Below are 15,115 nucleotides of genomic sequence, written 5' to 3'. Positions count from 1 at the left end.
AGAGTCTCACCAGGGCGAGCACGTATAAGCCGTAAAGCCATCGCGCAGGGAAGGCCGGATGCCTCCGCCAAACCTGTATGCTCGTGCGCGCACTTCTTCTGTGCACATGGCGCGCGAGACCGCGGGTGCGGCGTGCACCCGGTCTTCCCTGCGCCCTCGCTATCGAGAGAGGGCGGAACGAGATGGACAACTCGGGCAAATCATGCCGCGAGAATGCGAAGCTGTGTCGAGTGCCGTAGGGTGGGCAAAGCGACCCCGTCACGCCGTAGCTCAGCGAGCGAAGGCGGAAGCGTGCCCACCATCACGAGCACGCCGGAAATGGTGGGCACGTCGCTGCGCTCCTTTGCCCACCCTACGGCACTGCACTATTTCGTCGGGCACCATTCGCAACGCTCATCAACTTCACCATTGCCCGCCGCCGCATCTTCAGGCAATGCATTCCCGCAATGAACAAGAGCTTCGAGGAAACGGCCGCACGCCTGGCGCCGGCGATATTTGTCGTGCTGTGGAGCACGGGATTCATCGGGACCAAATACGTCATCAACAACGCCGAGCCGCTGACCTATCTGTCGATCCGGATGGCGATCGTGGTCGTCGTGATGACGGTGATCGCGGCGATTGCGCGGCCGCGCTGGCCGGATGCGAGCGGCGTGTTCCACAGTGCGGTGGCCGGCATCCTCGTGCACGGCATCTATCTCGGCGGCACCGCGATTGCGATCGCGCATTCGATTCCGGCCGGGCTGTCGGCGCTGATCCCCGGCCTGCAGCCGATCCTGACCTCGACCATCGCCAACCGCTGGCTCGGCGAGCGCGTCACGCCGCTGCAATGGGGCGGGCTGGTGCTGGGCTTGGCCGGCGTCGCGCTGATCCTGCACGACCGGCCGATGACGGGGCAGGCGGGCTGGGGCTGGTTCGCCTCGGTGATCTCGCTGATCAGCATCACGCTCGGCACGCTCTATCAGCGCCGCTACTGCAACGCGATCGACTGGCGCGCCGGCAACGTCGTGCAGTACATCGCGGTGACGATCTTCTTCGGGATCGGCGCCTGGCTGTTCGAGACCAATGTCGTGCACTGGACCACCGAGTTCGTGCTGGCGCTGACCTGGCTGGTGTTCGCGCTGTCGATCGGCTCGATCGGGCTGTTGTACTGGCTGATCCGCCATCATGCCGCAACGTCAGTGGCGAGCCTGTTCTATCTGGTGCCCGCGGTGACCGCCCTGATGGCGTACGTTCTGTTCGGCGAGCGGCTAGATCCCGTCGCAATCGCGGGCATGGGGGCCTGTGCGGCGGCGGTGTTCCTGGTCAATCGCAGGACCTGAGCTCAATCCTTGCCGCGGATTTTGGCGTAGGCGGCGAGCGCACGCTCGCGGCCAACCTTGTGGTCGATGATCGGCTCCGGATAGGTCTTGCCGAGCGTGATATTCGCGCCGGCCAGTTCGATCGGCGTCGCAGTCCAGGGCTGGTGGATGAGATCGTTGGGCAGATCAGCCAATTCCGGCACCCAGCGGCGGATGTAGACGCCGTCGGGGTCGAACTTCTCGCCCTGCAAGATCGGGTTGAAGACGCGGAAATAGGGTGCAGCATCCGCGCCCGAGCCTGCCACCCACTGCCAGTTCGCCGGATTGCTGCCGGCATCGGCATCGACAAGCGTATCCCAGAACCATTGCTCGCCTTGCCGCCAGTCGATCAGCAGATGCTTCACCAGGAAGGAGGCGACCACCATGCGCACGCGGTTATGCATCACGCCGGTGTGCCAGAGCTGGCGCATGCCGGCGTCGACAATGGGATAGCCGGTCAGCCCGCGCTGCCAGGCCTTCAACGCCTTCGTGTCGCGCTTCCACGGAAACCCGTCAAAACTCTCCTGCAGGTTTCGGCCGGCCATGTCAGGCACGTCGAACAGCAGATGTCGGCAGAACTCGCGCCAACCGAGCTCGCTCAGGAACTTGTCGATGTCGGCGGTGAGGCGAGGGTGCTCGGCCGCGGCAAATCGCGCGGCATGCCAGATCTGCCGCGGGCTGATCTCACCGAAGCGCAGATGCGGCGACAGGCGCGAGGTGCCGTCGCGGTCGGGCCGGTCGCGGTCGTCGGTGTAGCCATGCACGCCCTTGCCAAGGAACGCTTTCAGCCGCGCCTGCGCAGAAGCTTCGCCCGGCGTCCAGCTCTCGCGCAGCCCGCCGGCCCAGTCCGGCCGCGTCGGTTCGAGTTTCCAGTCATCGAGCGCATCGCTTGCGACCTCGGGGCGAGCCGTGAGCTTCCGCGGCGCCGGCAGTGGTTTTGGCGGATCGCCAAATCCCTGCACCCGGCGCCAGAACGGCGTGAAGACGCGCAGTCCGCGGTTCTCCTTGTTGCGGATCGCCTTGGGCTCGACGAGCAGGTCGCCCGCGAAAATTTGCGAGTCGATGCCGTCATTTGCAAGCGCCGCTTGAATCTCCGCCTCAACGGCTTGATGCGGCGTATGCGCGATTGTGTTCCAGAACACGGCGCGGGCGTCAGTTTCGCGCGCCATCGCCGCGATGACGTCGGCTGCCGCGCCTTCCCGCAACACCAGCGGCACGCCACGGGCCTCGAGACTCCTGGCCAGCGCGCGCAGCGACTGCGCCAGCCACCAGCGCGCCGCGCCGCCGAGGGACCGCGCGGCCGGCGCCTTCAGCGCGCGGCTCTCTTCATCCAGAACGTAAAGGCAGATCACCGGCGCGCCGCGCGCGGCGGCTTCATGGAGCGCGGGATGATCCGACAGCCGCAGATCGTCGCGAAACCAGACGATGATCGGCTGCACACCACGCTCCATCCAAAACCCCTCGTTAACGTCTCGGTAACTTCCGGGTTCCCGGACCCCACTACCATTAAGCCGATCGTAAACAAAACCCATCAAATGTTGGGCTTTCAGGGGATTGATCTTATGGCCGCGTCGTCGATTGGGAAGTACCTGCCTTCGCTGAAGCTCAAGCTCGGCACGAAAGCTGTGGTCAGCGCGGTCTTCCTGATCGCGGTCAATACCGCACTGGTGATCGGCGCCGCCTATTGGTCGCTGTCCGAGGAATTCGCCGATCGCGCGCGCCGTGACGTCGAGGTCAATCTGCGCACCCTGGCGCTGGCGTTCGGCGAGAGTTTTGGCGAGGCCAGGATCACGCTGAAGGACGGTGCCGTCGTCCGCGCCGAAGCCCCGAAGATGCCCGAATTCAAGGACCATGCGATCGTCGACCGCGCGGTGTCCTATGTCGGCGGCAATGCGACCCTGTTCGTCTATGACGATGCCTCCGGCCAGTTCGTCCGCCGCTCCACCAATGTGAAGAAGCAGGACGGCGAGCGCGCCGTCGGTACCCAGCTCGCGGCCGATCATCCCGGGCAAGCACCGCTGCGGCGGGGCGAGGCCTATAAGGGGCCGGCCAATCTGTTCGGCAAGTCGTTCATGACGGCCTATTATCCCGTCGTCGGGCCGGCCGGAAAGGTGATCGGCGTGCTCTATGTCGGCATTCCGATGGAGCAGCTCGACGCGATGCTGGCGGAAGCGCTGCGCAACATGCTGATCGCGGCCGGCGTTGCCGTGCTGCTGGTGCTGATGCTGACCATGCTGCTGGTGCGTCGGGTGACGAAGCCGCTGAGCTCGGTGACGAAATCGCTGACCGCGATCGCCGAAGGCAACAACGACGTCGTGATCGATTGCGACCACCGCGCCGACGAGATCGGCGAGATCGCGCGCACCGTCGCGGTGTTCAAGAACAACTCGCTGGAGCGCCGCAAGATGCGCGACGAGCAGACGGCAGCTGCGGTCGCGGCCACCGAGCAGCGCAAGGTCGAGCTGCGTCGCTTCGTCGACGCGTTCCAGTCGGGCGTCGGCGGCATCCTCGACAAGGTGCTCACTTCGTCCAGCGAGTTCGAGCGCGTGGCAAGCCAGCTCACCGACGCGGCGCGGACCACCGCCGGCCTGTCGCAGGAATCCGCCAATGCCTCGGAGATCGCCTCCGACCACGTGCGCACGGCGGCGGCCGCCTCCGACGAGCTCTCGAACTCGATCGCCGAGATCACCCGCCGGGTGCAGGAGTCGAACGGCATCGCGGCCGACGCCGTCAAGCAGGCCAACGCGACCGACGCACGCATCACCGAATTGTCGGAGGCGGGCGCCCGGATCGGGGACGTTGTCAAGCTGATCACCTCGATCGCCGAGCAGACGAATTTGCTGGCGCTGAACGCCACGATCGAGGCGGCGCGCGCTGGCGACGCGGGCCGCGGCTTTGCGGTGGTGGCGCAGGAGGTCAAGAGCCTCGCCGGCCAGACCGCGAAGGCGACCGAGGAGATTTCCAGCCAGATCGCGCAGATGCAGACCGCAACCGAAGAGTCGGTCGGCGCCATCAAGGCGATCGGCCAGACCATCGAGCGCATCAGCGACATCGCGACCTCGATCTCGGCCGCCGTCGAGCAGCAGCGCGGCGCGACCGCCAACATCGCCCAGAGCGTGCGGGCTGCTGCCAGCGGCACCGCCGACGTCGCCGCCAATGTCCGCAATGCAGCCCAGGGCGCCAACGAGACCGGCGAGACCTCGAGCCGGATGTTCGCCTCGGCCCAGGCGCTGTCCAAGGAAAGCCTGCACCTGAAGGGCGAGGTGCAGAAATTCCTCGACGGGGTGCGGGCGGCCTGAGCACTGCGGACCGTGAAACCCGCCGGCCAGTCGGACGTAACTATGACGTCCGCAGCCTGCGGGGACGGAGATATCCGTGAATCGATACGCCGTGCTCTATCTGGCGACGCTGCTGGTGCTGGTGCCGCTGGACTTCCTGTTCCTCGGCATCGTCGCCAAGGACTTCTTCACATCGCAAGTCGGCAACATGCTGGGCGAGATCAAGCTCGCGCCGGCGATCCTGTTCTATCTGCTCTATGTCGCGGGAACGGTGATCTTCGTCAGCGGCGGGCAGGGCGCAAGCTGGCCGTCGACGCTGCTCTATGGCGCGCTGTTCGGGCTGTTTTGCTACGCGACCTTCGACCTGACGTCGCTGTCGCTCTTGAGGCACTGGACCTGGCCGGTCGCGATTGTCGACGTCGGCTGGGGCGCGGCGGTCACGGCGGTCTCATCGACCGCCGCGCTGTTGATTGCCGACTGGCTGGTGCCGCGGACTTGAACTTACTTCGGCTGCGGTACGATGCGGATGTAGGGCTTCGGCGCCTTCCACCCCTGCGGGTAAATCGTCTTGGCCTCGTCGTCGCTGACCGAGCCCGCGATGATGACGTCCTCGCCGTGCTTCCAGTCGGCCGGCGTCGCGACGCGATGCTTGGCCGTCATCTGCAGCGAGTCGATCGAGCGCAGGATCTCCTGGAAGTTACGGCCGGTGGTCATCGGATAGACCATGACGAGCTTGATTTTCTTGTCAGGCCCGATGACGAACACGTTGCGGACCGTCTGGTTGTCGGCAGGCGTACGGGTCAGGGGATCGCCGGAGGTCGAGGCCGGCAGCATGTCGTAGAGCTTGGAGACGTTGTAGTCGGTGTCGCCGATCATCGGGTAGTTCGGCGCGGCACCCTGGGTCTCCTTGATGTCCTCGGCCCATTTGGCGTGGCGGTCGACCGGGTCCACCGAGAGGCCCATCAGCTTGACGCCGCGCTTGTCGAATTCCGGCTTCAGGCGGGCCAGCGCGCCGAGTTCGGTGGTGCAGACCGGGGTGAAGTCCTTGGGGTGCGAGAACAGCATCGCCCAGCTGTTGCCGATCCAGTCGTGGAATTTGATTTTGCCCTCGGTGGTCTGGGCTTCGAAATCGGGGGCGGTGGTGCCGATGGGGAGTGCCATGGTTCTACCTCATGTCGTTGAAGTTGCTGATGAATTTATGTTCGAGGTGATACGAAGAGTATAAGGCGCGGCGGGGCGTAAGTGAACCCGGTTCCGCAAAAGGTGAAATCCTTCTCCCTGAGTGGGAACTTCTAGCATTTTCCTTCGATCCATGCCCCTGCGGCGAAATAACAACGCGAGACGAAAAGCTTGGATTTGCCCAGATATTGCCTGATATCGCCGCCATCACGCCGGCCCCGGGTGCTATACGACCGAACCATGACAGGGGTCATAGCGACCAAACAGCAACCATCTCGAAATGTTGGGAAACGGGTTTCGAATCCTTAACCACTCGTTTACGCCCGCATGGAAAAGCTGGTCATCAAAGATAGGGAATTGAGAAGTCTCATTATGTCTGCCCCAAGTACCAAGGCCGCTGAATTGACCAGCGGCGCATTGCAACCGTCCTGCCGCAAGACCGCCGCCCACGCACTAACCATCGTCCGCGACGGCGTCATCACCGGCGAAGGCCCGACCACCAAGGGCCGTATCCATTTCTCCCGCGCCCTCGATGCCGATGACGCCGCCTGGTGCGCGCGCATCCTGACCGCGTCCGCGGTCGAGCATCAGCCCGTCAGCCGGGCCGAGGCCGAGGCGCTGTTCGAGATCAACGAGGCAGCCGCCGAGCGGACCGATGACGGCCGCTTCGACGATCTGCTCGCCAAGGCGATCGCCCATCATGCCGCCTCCGAGTCCGGCCTGCCGGTGCCGCCGCGCACGGTCGCACTCGCGCCCGACACCGATATCGAGAGCTGGGCGCCGAAGAAGGCGACCAACATCGACACCAAGGTTCTGGAGTGGATCGCCGGCCAGATGCAGGGCAAGCGCCGCAGCAATCGCGCGCTGACCGCGATGGTCGCAACCCTGGTTGGCGCCACCGCGCTGCCGCTCGCAGCCCAGCTGCCGAGCGTGCTCGACATCGGGATCATCTAAGCGATCATCCCGATCGAGTTGAATTCAGCGAGCGGCGGGGATCACTTCCTCGCCGTTTTCTGTTCGCCCTCGAGCCCCAGCGTCCGCCCCGGGAATCCCGCGACGTCGAAGTAGCGGGTCGAGAGCACGCGCTGGAATTTCAGCACGGTGCGCAGGCCGTTGGCTGCAGGCTTCGAGGTGATGGTGCCGTCGGCCATCTTCGGCACGATACCGTTCGGCAGCGCCTCCGACATCACCCGCCCGATCAGGCCGCCATTGTTGGGCGCGCGCAGGCCGAGCAGCTTGGCGGCGGTCATGCCGACGTCGGCATTGCTGACGGGAAGCGCGTCGACATGGCCGGCCTTGAAGTCCGGGCCGATCGCGGCGGTGAAGTTGAAGGTGTCGCCGCGGCTGAAGCTGCCATGCATGCCCTGGCCCTGGCGCAGGATGGTGTCGGCGACCTGCACCGAGCAGTTAGTCGGGATCTCGCAGCCGCTCGACCAGGAGCGGAAGTTGACCACGATCGCCGGGTGAGGTGTCACCGCCTTGCCCTTCAGGTTGAGCGCCGACATCGGCAGCGTACCGGGGAAGCGGCCGAGCTTGTCGTCGACGAACAGGCCGCTGACATAGTCCTGCTCGATCAGCGCCTTGATGACGCGGTCGGCGAGCTTTTTGTTGTCCTTGCCGGGCAGATAGATCAGGTCCGAGCCGCCATTGGTCGCGATCACGATTTCGGGCTTGGTCGGATCCTGGCCGAGCACGCCGTTGCCGGCCTTCGGATGCGCGTTGTCGGCGACCTTGGCGTTTTTGTCGTTGGGATCGTAGAGCGGCAGGTTCAGCGCCTTCGCGAGATCGATCGCGAGGAAGCCCATCGGCAGGAAATCCTTCGGCGTGTCGTCATAGGAAATTTTCGCCGAGGGGCTCGTCTTGCTCTCCTTCGAGATCGTCGAGAAGCCGTGGTCCGAGGAGATCATGATGTTGGTGTCGGCGGCGAGGCCGAGCTCGTCGAGCGCCTTGCGCAGCTGGGCGAGATTGTTGTCGGCATTCTTGATGCCGGCCATCGAGGTCGGGCCGTTGATGCCGGGCGTGATGGTGTTGAGGCTGTCGCCGGTGTTGTGCTGGCTGCCGTCGGGATCGCGCGACCAGAACACCAGCACGAACGGCTTGTTGCGCGCCTTGAACATCGGCAGCACGACCTTGGTGGCGACGTCGGCCATGTAGGCCTGCTGCGCAACATTCGCGCTGGTCGTGCCCGGGGTCTTGGCGTCGCCGGCCTTGGAATTCTCGCCGCGCGGCGGCGTCGCTACCGGCAGACCCGCCTTGGTCAGCGCGTCCTTCATCTCGTCGGAGAGCGGCACGCCGGTCTTGCCGCCGGTGGAATCGTCGATCACGATCGTGGTCTTGCCGCGATCGGTGTGGTCGAACAGCAAGGTCGGGCCGAGCTTGCCGATGGCGGCCGTGCTGAAACCCTGGCCGCGCGCCATCTTCAGCAGCGTCTCCTCGTTGAGATAGTCGCCGTTGAAATGGTCATCGATGTCGGCGAGCACCGCGTCGTTCTCGATGAAGGGCACGACGGTGTCGCCAGCGGGCACCGAGCTGTAACCGGTGTAGATCGTGTTGGAGAAGGTGCCGGTGTCGCCGAGATAATGGCCGGTCGACAGTGCGGAGCCGTTCGCCATCGTGAAGGTCGGGAACAGCGAGTGCGAGTTCTTGAAGTTGACGCCCTTGTCGCGGACCTCGGCCATCGCGGGCGCGGTCTGCGGCGTCACGATGCCGCCGCGCAGGCCGTCGGGGACGAACAGGATGAGGTTGCGCGGCTTGGCGTTCTGCGCCGAGGCGGCGCCTGCGGATAGCGCGATCAGGCTGGCGGACAGCAGTGAGAGTGCACGGCGCATGTTGTTGTTTCCCCATCGAGAGCAGATCGCGGCGGTCGCCGCCGCCTTCGTTTAGTTTTGCCACATGACAGAAATGTTACAACGGGGGCACGGCTGAATAACAGCCGCGATTTTGCCTGTGGAGCGCCGCTCGGCGTCATTCGGCCGGCTGAACGGCAACACTCCCGCTCCGTGCACCGCTTCGCGCATGACCATATCGCGCATAGAGCGCAGGCAGAACCGCGAGCGTCAGCAGGGTTGCGCTGATCAGGCCGCCGATCACGACGGTGGCCAGCGGCTTCTGCACCTCGGCGCCGGTGCCGGTCGCAAACGCCATCGGCACGAAGCCGAGCGAGGCCACCAGCGCGGTCATGACAACGGGGCGGAAGCGGGTGAGGGCGCCTTGCTCGATCGCGGCCGCGAGCGGCAGGCCTTGCGCGCGCAGCTGACGAATGAAGCTCAGCATCACCAGTCCGTTCAGCACGGCGACCCCCGATAGCGCGATGAAGCCGACCGCAGCCGAGATCGAGAACGGCATGCCGCGTAGCCAGAGCGCGGCAACGCCGCCGGTGAGCGCCAGCGGCACCGCGCTGAACACCAGCAGCGCGTCGCGCGCCGAGCCCATCGCCGCAAGCAGCAGCAGGAAGATCATCGCAAAGCAGGCCGGCACGACGAGACCAAGCCGCTGCCGCGCTGCTGCGAGATTCTCGGACTGGCCGCCCCAGGTCATCCAGTAGCCGGGTGGCAGTTTCACGTTTTGCGCGACCCGGGCCTGCGCCTCCTCGACAACCGAGCCGAGATCACGGCCGCGGACATTGGCCGTGACCACGATGCGGCGTTTGCCGTTCTCGCGGCTGATCTGGTTCGGCCCCTCCGTGAACGAGAATTGCGCGACACGGTTGAGCGGCAGGCTCTGCACCGGCGCCGTCGGCATCGCCTTCGGCAGCGCGACCGGCAAATTACTGAGCGCCTCGAGGTCGGAGCGAACGCTCTCGGGCAGCCGGACCACGATGTCAAAGCTGCGATCGCCCTCGAACACCACGCCGGCCTCCTGGCCGCCGACCGCGGCGCCGATCACGTCCTGCACCGCGGAGACGCTGAGGCCGCGCCGCGCGATGGCGGCCTTGTCGACCTTGATCTCGAGCACGGGAAGCCCGCCGGCCTGTTCCACCTTGACGTCGGTTGCGCCGTGAACCGCGCGCAGGCTCGCCGCCACCTCATTGGCGGCCTTCAGCATCGGCGCAAACTCATCGCCGAAGATCTTCACCGCGATATCGCCGCGGACGCCGGCCAGCAGCTCGTTGAAGCGCATCTGGATCGGCTGGGTGAACTCATAGACATTGCCGGGTAGCCGGCCGACGGCTTTCGATATGTCCTCGATCAGCTGGTCCTTGGTCAGCGATGGATCGGGCCATTGCTCGCGGGGCTTGAGGATGATGAAGGTGTCGGAGGCATTCGGCGGCATCGGATCGCTCGCGACTTCTGCCGTGCCGGTCTTGGAGAACACGAACGACACCTGCGGAAAGCGGCTCACGGTTTTCTCGACCGACAGCTGCATCGTCTGCGACTGCGACAACGCCGTGCTCGGAATCCGCAGCGCATGCATCGCGATGTTTTTCTCGTCGAGCGAGGGGATGAACTCCTGGCCAAGACGGGCGAAGCCGAACAGCGCGGCCGCGAACAGCACGACGGCGATGGCGATCACCGGTATCGGCGTCACAATCGAGCGGCGCAGCAGCGGCCGATAGATGCGCTTCAGGCCCGCGACCAGGCGGTTTTCCTTCTCCTGCACGCGGCCGGTGATGGCGAGCGCGATCAAGGCCGGCACCAGTGTCAGCGACAGCACGAAGGCCGCGGCGAGCGCCAGGATGACCGTGAGGGCCATGGGCTCGAACATCTTGCCTTCGACGCCGGTGAAGGTGAGGAGCGGCACGTAGACGAGCAGGATGATGGCCTGGCCGTAGAGGCTTGGCTGCACCATCTCGACGGCGGACGCGCGGACCGTCGCGAGCCGTTCGTCGCGGGTGAGGATGCGCCCGAGCGCCTGCTGCTTTTCAGCGAGATGTCGCAGGCTGTTCTCGGTGACGATGACCGCGCCGTCGACGATCAGGCCGAAATCCAGCGCGCCGAGGCTCATCAGATTGGCGCTGATGCGGCCCTGCCACATGCCGATCGCAGTCATCAGCATTGCGAGCGGGATCACGAGGGCGGTGATTAGCGCCGCGCGGAAATTGCCGAGCAGCAGGAATAGCACCGCGATGACGAGCAGCGCGCCTTCGCTCAGATTGCGCGTCACGGTACCGATGGTGGCGTCGACCAGCTGGGTGCGATCGAGCAAGGTCTTGACCTCGACGCCCGGCGGCAGCGACGGCGCGATGGCGCGCAGCTTGGCGTCGACCGCCGCCGATACCGACCGGCTGTTGGCGCCGATCAGCATCAACGCGGTTCCGACCACGACCTCACGTCCGTTCTCGCTGGCGCTACCGGTTCGTGTCTCGCCGCCGATCGAGAGCGTGGCGAGATCGCGGATGCGGACGGGAACGCCGCCGCGGGTGGTGACGACGACGGCGCCCAGCTCGTCGATATTCTCCAGCCGGCCGCCGGAGCGCACCACAAAGCCTTCGCCGTTGCGCTCGATGTAGCGCGCGCCGCGGCTGACATTGTTGCCCTCGATCGCCTTGGCGACGTCGGCGAAGGTCAGCCCGAGCGCGATCAGCTTCGCCGCGTCGGGATGCACCTGGTACTGCTTGAGGTAGCCGCCGATCGAATCGACGCCGGCGACGCCAGCCACCATCTTGATCTGCGGCTTGATGATCCAGTCCTGCACGGTGCGCAGGTACGCGTCCTTCTCGACGTCACTGCGCAGCACCTGGCCGTCGGCGGTCAGGAAGCGGCCATCGCTCTGCAGGCCGGGCGCGCCGTCGGTCGGTGCCTTCTCGCCGGAATAGTGCACGGTCCACATGTAGATTTCGCCGAGCCCCGTGGAGGTCGGGCCGATCCGCGGCTCGATGCCCTGCGGCAGGCGGGCGCGGACCTCGGTCAGGCGCTCGCCGATCTGCTGACGTGCGAAATAGATATCGGTGGATTCGCTGAACACGGCCGTGATCTGCGAAAAGCCGTTGCGCGACAGCGAGCGGGTGCTCTCGAGCCCGGGCGCTCCGGCCAGCGCCGTTTCGATCGGAAAGGTGATCTGCTTCTCGATCTCGGCCGGCGACAGCGCGGGCGCCGTGGTGTTGATCTGCACCTGCTTGTTGGTGATGTCGGGCACGGCGTCGATCGGCAGCCGGGTCAGCGCGAAGCCGCCGAGCAGCATCAGGATCGCAGCGAGCGTGACGACGACCCAGCGGTGCCGGATCGAGAAGTCGATGATCCGCTCAATCATGGTCGTGCTCCGCTTCACCCTTCTCCAGTTCGGCCTTCAGCACAAAGCTGTTGTCGATGGCGATGGTCTCCCCGGGTGACAGGCCATTTACGATCTCGATGTCGTCGTCATCCTCGCGGCCGGTACGGACGGACCGGGCCTCAAAACCGTCGGTATTGCGGACGAAGACGGTCGGCGTGCCCTTGATGGTCTGCAGGGCCTTCTTGGAGATCATCACGTTCGACGGTGCGCCGCCGAGCGGGACTTCCGCGGTGATGAAGGTGCCGGGCTTCCAGCGGTGATCCTTGTTGGGCAAGGTCGCGATGACGCGGGCGTTGCGGGTCTCGCGGTCGAGCAGGGGGCTGACGAAGATCACGTCAGCGCTGGCCTCGTCATCGCTGCCGATGGCGCGGATCTTCACCGGTACGCCTTCGCGCACCGCTGCGATGTCTTCCGGTGACACCGCGAGATCGACCCAGATGTCGTCGAGATTGACGATGACGAACAGCTCGCTCTCCTGGCCCTCGCGGCCGATCAACCCGCCGAGATCGACGCGCCGCTCGGAAATGCGGCCCGAGATCGGTGCGCGCAGCGATTGCTTTCGCAGGCTTTCCGCCGGCTGGTTCGGCAGGTCGGTGATCTCGCTTTCGGAGAGGCCAAGCGCGAACAGTTTTTGCCGCGCGCCATCGAGCTTGATCTGGGCGTCGTTGGCGGTGAGGCGGGTGCGCAGGAACTCGTTCTCCGAGACGGTGCGGCTTTCGACCAAAATCTTCTGCCTGTTGTAGAGTGTCTGCTGCAGGTCATTGGTCAGGCGCGCGGCGAGGTATTCGCTCTTGGCGTCGGCGACCTCGCGGCTCTCGATCACGGCGACGACCTCGCCCTTCTCGACGCTGTCGCCGAGGCGCTTGCGCAACTCGGCAACGGTGGCGAGCACGCGGACTGACACGCGGCCGATATGGTCGGCATCGGGGATCAGCGAGCCCGGGGCCAGGAAGTGGCGCTTCAGCAATCCACCGCTCACCGGCGACAGCGTGATGCCGGCCTCCCTGATCTGGTCGTCCGCAAGCTCGATATGGCCGGGACCATGATGCTTGTCCGGCGCTTTGGCATCGCCGCTTGCGGCGGTGTCTTGGGCGGCCGTGGGGAACACGACAGGCCACCGCAGCCATCCGGCCGACGCGGTGACGAGCCCAATGCCGGCAGCCACGCCGGCGCAGAACAGCACGATACGTTTCATATGCGCCTCTCCACGGCGCGGCCGAATCGTGCCGGCGCCGTTGCAACATCGATGTGCGGGAACGATCTCGCGGCGGCGCTCTGCGGGCCGCGAGATATGATCAGTCAAACGACCGGATCAGGCGCGAGGTGGTTTGAAAGGAGAGAGCAGGTCGGCGGAGGCCGGCGCGCGCACGCTGACGATGCGATAGGCGTGCGCACCGTAGTCGATCCCAAGCACGGCGTCCTGCGTGGCGACCGATGCGACATGGGTCAGGCAGTGATCGCCGTGCGGCGAGGGCGGATGGGCCGGCGACTTGCCGCTGGCATCACCGCTCGACTGGGCGACCGAGAACGCCGGGCCGCCATCATCGGTGTCGAAGGCCCAGCCGTGGAAGAACGACAACACCAGCGCCAGCGAGATCAAGCCCGCGAACACGCTGCGCCAGCGGCGCGACGGGGTCGTGCGCGAAACAGAATCAATTTTGGCGGGCGAGGTGTCCATCTGCCCTCATTTAGCGCCGGCCTCGCTGCGCTTCAAGCGCCGAGGCCGCGTCATCGCACCGCTGAATAGTATAACGTTACGCCCCGATCGCGTGACGCCGCAGCAGCCAGCGCCGCGCGGCAACGACGGCCCAGATCGCTTCGACCAGTCCGAACGGCCACGCGCCCTGCAGGAAGCCATAGATCGAGCCGAGCCCGCAGGCGACGGCGAACGCCAGGATGAACCAATGGCTGCGCTCCTCGGCGGCATAGCAGACCAGCATCAGGGTCACGGCGAACAGTCCGAACAGTGTCAGTGCATCCATCGGTCTTCTGCGGTCTGGAACGATTGTAAACCGTGTGGCCCGATCGTGCTTGCGAGCGGACGCGCCGGCCCCTATGGGTAGCGCGCCGCTATTCAGCGCCGTAAGCGTCTCACGTCAAGCAACGCATCACCCGTATGATCGGGCGACTGCGGATATTTCAAATGACGTGATTGACCGATCGAACTTCGCAAAGTGAAACCATGATTGCAGTTCGCAAACTGCCGGCGCGCTATGCGCCGGTCGTGATGCCGCTTGTCCTGTCGGTGCTGATGACTTTTGTCGTCTCGATGATCTCGACCTTGAGGAGCCTTGGTCCGACGCAAGCGTTCCTCGCCACCTGGCCGGGCGCCTGGGCCTTGTCGTGGCTCGTCGCGTTTCCGACGCTGCTGACGGTGTTGCCGCTGGTCCGCCGGATCGTCGCGCTTGTCGTGACATCCGCACCATCAGCCAGATGAGCAATGTGCCGGCAACGGTCGTCGTGGCCGTTGCCGGTACCCGCGTAAGAGAACATTTAAATCCTCCATCGTAACATCACGGGGATCGATCACTCCTTTAACCGCCGGTTAACCATGCGGCTTTTGCCATTCGAGGATCCCGAGCGGACCTGGCGCAACATCAAGGCTCAGTGGAAGAAGGACGCTGAAGGCGTCGGCGAGGACTTTGCCACCGTTGGCGGCATCGCCATTTTTGATGCGCTGACCACGAAGGACGGCGACAGCCAGGGCCTCTACTACCTCGCCGACGGCGAGCGGGTGCATGCGGTCTGCCAGGCCCGGCGGCTGCTGATGAGCAAATATCCGACGCCGGCGCTGCGCGTCCGTTTCGTCAACGTATCGCCGATTTATGACCTTGGCCTCGCAAGCACGAGCGACTACGCCCAGATCATGGTCGCGCTGTTCTCGGGCGTGGTGTGGTTGTCCAGAGATTCGCTGTCGGCAAGCCACATCCGCTTTTTCCTGAAGAGCCCGGGCGACTCGCAGTTCTTCGCCGCGCTCCAGGTCGACTCGCCGCTGTCGCCATTCGCGAAGTTCACGGTCGAGGGCGCCCTGATCGAATGCAGCCTGAAAGAGCCGAACGACGCCGCGGCTGCCGAGATGGCAACTGCCTGATTCCGGCAGGCACTTAACGC

General features: G+C 65.3%; 13 protein-coding genes. 6 read left to right on the top strand and 7 right to left on the bottom strand.

Annotated elements, in window-relative coordinates; translation table 11 throughout:
• The first annotated feature begins 446 nt into the window (after positions 1 to 446).
• Complete coding sequence (locus JQ604_RS11450) at positions 447 to 1,319, top strand: DMT family transporter (RefSeq protein ID WP_212356902.1); 873 nt, start codon at positions 447 to 449, stop codon at positions 1,317 to 1,319.
• A 2-nt stretch (positions 1,320 to 1,321) separates the two neighbouring features.
• Here JQ604_RS11450 and JQ604_RS11445 read toward each other — a convergent pair whose 3' ends face one another.
• A complete protein-coding gene (locus JQ604_RS11445; RefSeq protein WP_212356885.1) occupies positions 1,322 to 2,788 on the bottom strand; it encodes a cryptochrome/photolyase family protein in 1,467 nt (488 codons plus the stop codon).
• Positions 2,789 to 2,899: 111 nt separating this feature from the next.
• Here JQ604_RS11445 and JQ604_RS11440 point away from each other — a divergent pair, with 111 nt between their 5' ends.
• Positions 2,900 to 4,636, top strand: coding sequence for a methyl-accepting chemotaxis protein (locus tag JQ604_RS11440; protein WP_212356882.1), 1,737 nt, complete (start codon positions 2,900 to 2,902; stop codon positions 4,634 to 4,636).
• A gap of 76 nt (positions 4,637 to 4,712) precedes the next feature.
• Positions 4,713 to 5,114, top strand: a complete 402-nt coding sequence (locus JQ604_RS11435; protein WP_212356879.1) for a DUF2177 family protein — start codon at positions 4,713 to 4,715, stop codon at positions 5,112 to 5,114.
• Positions 5,115 to 5,116: 2 nt separating this feature from the next.
• On the opposite strand, the gene JQ604_RS11430 is transcribed toward JQ604_RS11435, so the two are convergent.
• On the bottom strand, positions 5,117 to 5,776 hold the full coding sequence (locus tag JQ604_RS11430; protein ID WP_212356876.1) for a peroxiredoxin: 660 nt from the start codon (positions 5,774 to 5,776) through the stop codon (positions 5,117 to 5,119).
• A 390-nt stretch (positions 5,777 to 6,166) separates the two neighbouring features.
• Here JQ604_RS11430 and JQ604_RS11425 point away from each other — a divergent pair, with 390 nt between their 5' ends.
• Positions 6,167 to 6,748, top strand: a complete 582-nt coding sequence (locus JQ604_RS11425; protein ID WP_212356873.1) for a hypothetical protein — start codon at positions 6,167 to 6,169, stop codon at positions 6,746 to 6,748.
• Positions 6,749 to 6,789: 41 nt separating this feature from the next.
• On the opposite strand, the gene JQ604_RS11420 is transcribed toward JQ604_RS11425, so the two are convergent.
• From JQ604_RS11420 to JQ604_RS11400, 5 genes are all read right to left on the bottom strand, one after another.
• On the bottom strand, positions 6,790 to 8,622 hold the full coding sequence (locus tag JQ604_RS11420) for an alkaline phosphatase family protein (protein WP_212356870.1): 1,833 nt from the start codon (positions 8,620 to 8,622) through the stop codon (positions 6,790 to 6,792).
• Positions 8,623 to 8,758: 136 nt separating this feature from the next.
• Entirely contained in the window at positions 8,759 to 11,983 is a 3,225-nt protein-coding gene (locus JQ604_RS11415) for an efflux RND transporter permease subunit (RefSeq protein WP_212356867.1), read from the bottom strand.
• The gene (locus JQ604_RS11410; protein ID WP_212356865.1) at positions 11,976 to 13,199 is read right to left on the bottom strand and encodes an efflux RND transporter periplasmic adaptor subunit; all 1,224 of its coding nucleotides are present in this window, start codon (positions 13,197 to 13,199) and stop codon (positions 11,976 to 11,978) included. Before JQ604_RS11410 ends, JQ604_RS11415 begins: the two co-directional genes overlap by 8 nt.
• Before the next feature lie 117 nt (positions 13,200 to 13,316).
• Entirely contained in the window at positions 13,317 to 13,682 is a 366-nt protein-coding gene (locus JQ604_RS11405) for a hypothetical protein (protein ID WP_212356862.1), read from the bottom strand.
• A gap of 76 nt (positions 13,683 to 13,758) precedes the next feature.
• Positions 13,759 to 13,986, bottom strand: coding sequence for a hypothetical protein (locus JQ604_RS11400; protein WP_212356859.1), 228 nt, complete (start codon positions 13,984 to 13,986; stop codon positions 13,759 to 13,761).
• Between the two features lie 200 nt (positions 13,987 to 14,186).
• Here JQ604_RS11400 and JQ604_RS11395 point away from each other — a divergent pair, with 200 nt between their 5' ends.
• Both JQ604_RS11395 and JQ604_RS11390 read left to right on the top strand, forming a co-directional pair.
• The gene (locus JQ604_RS11395; protein ID WP_212356856.1) at positions 14,187 to 14,441 is read left to right on the top strand and encodes a DUF2798 domain-containing protein; all 255 of its coding nucleotides are present in this window, start codon (positions 14,187 to 14,189) and stop codon (positions 14,439 to 14,441) included.
• Positions 14,442 to 14,555: 114 nt separating this feature from the next.
• Positions 14,556 to 15,095, top strand: a complete 540-nt coding sequence (locus JQ604_RS11390) for a hypothetical protein (protein ID WP_212356853.1) — start codon at positions 14,556 to 14,558, stop codon at positions 15,093 to 15,095.
• Positions 15,096 to 15,115: the final 20 nt, after the last annotated feature.

Source organism: Bradyrhizobium jicamae, assembly GCF_018130695.1.
Taxonomy (GTDB): Bacteria; Pseudomonadota; Alphaproteobacteria; order Rhizobiales; family Xanthobacteraceae; genus Bradyrhizobium; species Bradyrhizobium jicamae_B.
The sequence above is the reverse complement of the archived record's forward strand: the minus strand, read 5'-3'. Positions and strand labels throughout refer to the sequence as shown.

Coding starts and splice junctions, on each gene's coding strand:
- JQ604_RS11410 (WP_212356865.1), bottom strand. CDS start 13,199: ATGAAACGTATCGTGCTGTTCTGCGCCGGCGTGGCTGCCGGCATTGGG.
- JQ604_RS11430 (WP_212356876.1), bottom strand. CDS start 5,776: ATGGCACTCCCCATCGGCACCACCGCCCCCGATTTCGAAGCCCAGACC.
- JQ604_RS11425 (WP_212356873.1), top strand. CDS start 6,167: ATGTCTGCCCCAAGTACCAAGGCCGCTGAATTGACCAGCGGCGCATTG.
- JQ604_RS11400 (WP_212356859.1), bottom strand. CDS start 13,986: ATGGATGCACTGACACTGTTCGGACTGTTCGCCGTGACCCTGATGCTG.
- JQ604_RS11405 (WP_212356862.1), bottom strand. CDS start 13,682: ATGGACACCTCGCCCGCCAAAATTGATTCTGTTTCGCGCACGACCCCG.
- JQ604_RS11415 (WP_212356867.1), bottom strand. CDS start 11,983: ATGATTGAGCGGATCATCGACTTCTCGATCCGGCACCGCTGGGTCGTC.
- JQ604_RS11395 (WP_212356856.1), top strand. CDS start 14,187: ATGATTGCAGTTCGCAAACTGCCGGCGCGCTATGCGCCGGTCGTGATG.
- JQ604_RS11445 (WP_212356885.1), bottom strand. CDS start 2,788: ATGGAGCGTGGTGTGCAGCCGATCATCGTCTGGTTTCGCGACGATCTG.
- JQ604_RS11440 (WP_212356882.1), top strand. CDS start 2,900: ATGGCCGCGTCGTCGATTGGGAAGTACCTGCCTTCGCTGAAGCTCAAG.
- JQ604_RS11390 (WP_212356853.1), top strand. CDS start 14,556: ATGCGGCTTTTGCCATTCGAGGATCCCGAGCGGACCTGGCGCAACATC.
- JQ604_RS11450 (WP_212356902.1), top strand. CDS start 447: ATGAACAAGAGCTTCGAGGAAACGGCCGCACGCCTGGCGCCGGCGATA.
- JQ604_RS11420 (WP_212356870.1), bottom strand. CDS start 8,622: ATGCGCCGTGCACTCTCACTGCTGTCCGCCAGCCTGATCGCGCTATCC.